Genomic DNA, 3,136 nt, shown 5'->3' with positions numbered 1-3,136 from the left:
TATGCCATATCGCCTTTTAGGCTCAGTCGTCATTGCCCTCTTTATTCATCGTCGGTGAATGTGCCGAACACCGTGATTAAAGCGTCAACAAACTCACCCGCTTTAACCTCCCCCAGAAAGCACGGCTTGAAATCGTCGGTTGCCATGTATTTTTTCTTGGCTGGCACGTACACCATCGAACCAGGGTTCGCCGCTAAATAGTCTTGAAACACCCTGCTCACCTTTTGTCGACCTAAGCCCAGGTGACGATAAATGTCTTTACTGGTAACGTGGCCGTTTAGAAGTAGCTTGGCATCAATCAGCTTTAAAAGGGCATCATCGAGCAAGGGTTTAGACATGCTGTTCCCTCTCTGCTCGCGCATTGGCTTGGTGTTTTATCTCTTGGGCTTTCATGACTTTAGCGCCCATGATGACGACTCTCAGAAAGCCTTGTTTGGATTCGGTTTTGTTCCAGTTATCGAGGTTCTGGCGGGTAGTACATGCGTACATCGCCAATTCATCAACGGTATTAAAACCAGCCATTTTGCTCAGCTCTGACAACTTATAATCGGGTATAAAGCTCAAAGGATACCTCCTTCATCGTAAGTAAAAATACTTTACCATTAAACGTAAATTAGTAAATCATATTGACACAACAAAAGTAATCCGTATAAATAATTGATGAATCAATCACATTTAGAGTCCTTCGCGGCGGCTTGAACGGCTTTGAGAAATCGTCGAGAAACAAAACGATAGAGAGGGACGCTGAAAAGCTTTAGAATGGGAATGGGAATGGGAATGGGAATGGGAATGGGAATGGGTGCTCTTGGTGTTTCTGCCATGAGCATTTCACTTGAGCATATTTGCAAGTGGTAGAAAGAACAAAGCCCCGAATGAACTATAAATTCAAACGAGGCGATGTAATGTATCTGACAATACAAATACTAGCCTCTTCATCGAGTGGAGGCAATGAAAAATGCCAAAAAGTAAAACCGCCCTAATGGGCTTAGTGGTCATTTGCATCACAATACTGTGTGGACTTCTGATAGTCCGAGACTCGCTTTGCGAGGTTCGGTATAAAGGAGGCGGCACAGACTTTCTGGCACGCTTCGTTGTCTACGAAACACGTATGAAGTAGCTGGACAGGAAGAGGGGCAACCCTCTTCCTGATTCAGTATTGTAACGAGACAGGCCAACGAGCACCCATATTCTAAAAACTAATCCACAACGTTACCTTGGCTATGCAAATCAAACGAGACTTTGACTACTACCACAACCTTCACAACGTCATTACCCACGCCCTGCTTCATTTACTGTGTCAGGTATCCGTATCCACCCGCTTTGTGCCAGTCGCGACACGCAATGACATTCTGATCAAATACCTCAAACCAAAGCTCAACGATAAGTCCTTATCGAATATCAAAAAAGACATCAAACTGATGCTCAGCGTAGCGAGAAAACAAGGGGGAAACTTAGAAATGCGATTACATGAACTGAACTCACAATCAAATCGAACGAAACTTGTTGGCGCTGAAAAGCTGTATAACTTACTGGTTCATTTATATGACGCAGAAGGGATCGAGTCACGATTGTTTGAAGAAGGTAGCGAAGCGGAGCCTGGCATAATCTATATGCTTGAAGAACAAATCGAACACGGCTTTGATCAAGAGCATAAGCAAGTTACCCCACTATCACTATTAATCCAATTAGAGCGCGCCCCAGAGCTCATCGACTCCATCAATAATCACGGCCTGTTCCTTGCAGAAATGAAAGAGTGGAACATCGAGACGCATCAAGCGCATATTCTCGTGCACCCGGTTCACCATCACGTGTAATACAGCGACGAAATGTTGTATTGTTAAGTACAGACCAATTAATGGATATCGATTTTATGCCGAGTTATCACATCACGTACTTCAATGTAAAAGAAAGGAAAATTGAGGAAGAAAGTATCTTCATGAAATCTAACAATGGGGCAAGCTCGTGCTAGAACTGGTTGGCTTGACACGAGTTTGTCGGATAGGCGACACCTGTTACCAGATGCCGCCCTCCTAAGAACCGTACGTGCAACTTTCACTGCATACGGCTCAAGCCTCCACTAAGGCGTTATTGTTACCCAGCAACTCACAAAGCAGTGGCGACAGGATCAGACCATGAGTTGCGACCTGTATTTTTCACCTTACGTTCATTGAGAAAACCTTCCCAAAAAGGATCAAACGGATTCGCTTGACTCATGATTTTAACATGTCGCTTAATTGGCACCTTAGCGATGTCAAACAGCCTGATCACTCCATACTTACCTGCCTTTTTGAACCAGCCATGGAAAGTCCATTGACCTTGCAAGTTCAGAAAATACTTATGTGCGACCCACTTGCGCCCCTTGTTTGGGTGACGCCTAACTGACCATCGCCATAACGCTAGAAACATCTGATGACCAATATAGCCGAAGGTTTGTTTAGCAACACAATGGCGATAGTAATTCGCCCATCCTCGTAGCTTTGGATTTATCATCTTGATGAGATCTGCTACTGGGATTGTTGCGTGTTTTCTAATGAGGTCACGCATGTTTCGTAAGAATGATAATACGTTGGATTTGCTCGGTTTAATGAGCAGTTTCCCTTTGTACTTTCTGGCGTTGAAGCCAAGAAAGTCAAAACCATCATTGATATGAGTAACGTGCGTTTTCTCTTCAGAAAGCGTTAAACCTCTTTCTTGTAGGAAAGCCATCAGTTGCGGCTTGATGTCATTCACAAGAACTTCCTTTGAAGACCCAGTGATAACAAAGTCGTCAGCATAACCTATAAAGTTTACTCTGCTGCCTGTCTTGCGAGCGATAGACTTAGTTAGCTTTTCTAGTCCGACAAGAGTGAGCAGCATCAGGGTGGGTGAAATTATCCCGCCTTGTGGTGTTCCCTCTGCCGTTTTGTAAAATAGCCCTTTGTCTATATAGCCACATTCCAGCCATTGCTTGAGCATTCTTTTGTCTGTCGGGACATTATCAAGTAACCACTGGTGGCCTATCTTGTCGAAACAAGCTTTGATATCCCCCTCAAGAACCCATTGTGCTGCTCCTTTTTTTGCACAGGCATTTGAAGCACTGCTGTATTGCATCGGCTGCGCTTCGGTTAGGTCTAAAACCATAGCTGTTAGGGTCGGC

4 protein-coding genes and 1 pseudogene are annotated in these 3,136 nt (G+C 44.4%); 2 read left to right on the top strand and 3 right to left on the bottom strand.

Features of this window, described 5'->3' with window-relative positions; translation table 11 throughout:
* Positions 1-41 precede the first annotated feature (41 nt).
* Together KIV40_RS03120 and KIV40_RS03115 are read right to left on the bottom strand one after the other, a co-directional pair.
* Positions 42-338 (bottom strand): hypothetical protein, encoded by a 297-nt coding sequence (locus tag KIV40_RS03120; RefSeq protein ID WP_045402174.1) that lies wholly within the window; start codon positions 336-338, stop codon positions 42-44.
* The gene (locus tag KIV40_RS03115; protein WP_282252983.1) at positions 331-564 is read right to left on the bottom strand and encodes a hypothetical protein; all 234 of its coding nucleotides are present in this window, start codon (positions 562-564) and stop codon (positions 331-333) included. The genes KIV40_RS03120 and KIV40_RS03115 overlap by 8 nt, the downstream gene beginning before the upstream one ends.
* 391 nt (positions 565-955) lie before the next feature.
* On the opposite strand from KIV40_RS03115, the gene KIV40_RS03110 reads away from it, so the two are divergent.
* On the top strand, positions 956-1,117 hold the full coding sequence (locus KIV40_RS03110) for a Hok/Gef family protein (RefSeq protein ID WP_077202352.1): 162 nt from the start codon (positions 956-958) through the stop codon (positions 1,115-1,117).
* Between the two features lie 103 nt (positions 1,118-1,220).
* Complete coding sequence (locus KIV40_RS03105) at positions 1,221-1,814, top strand: DUF2913 family protein (RefSeq protein WP_282252982.1); 594 nt, start codon at positions 1,221-1,223, stop codon at positions 1,812-1,814.
* Between the two features lie 289 nt (positions 1,815-2,103).
* Here KIV40_RS03105 and KIV40_RS03100 read toward each other — a convergent pair.
* Positions 2,104-3,136: pseudogene (locus tag KIV40_RS03100) on the bottom strand (reverse transcriptase domain-containing protein); the annotation flags it as partial.

This window comes from Vibrio sp. D173a (assembly GCF_030248475.1).
This window is presented reverse-complemented; position numbering and strand designations above follow the sequence as displayed.

Bases quoted from the DNA above. Each gene is read 5' to 3' on its own strand.
- KIV40_RS03120 (WP_045402174.1), bottom strand. From the start codon at position 338: ATGTCTAAACCCTTGCTCGATGATGCCCTTTTAAAGCTGATTGATGCC.
- KIV40_RS03105 (WP_282252982.1), top strand. From the start codon at position 1,221: ATGCAAATCAAACGAGACTTTGACTACTACCACAACCTTCACAACGTC.
- KIV40_RS03110 (WP_077202352.1), top strand. From the start codon at position 956: ATGCCAAAAAGTAAAACCGCCCTAATGGGCTTAGTGGTCATTTGCATC.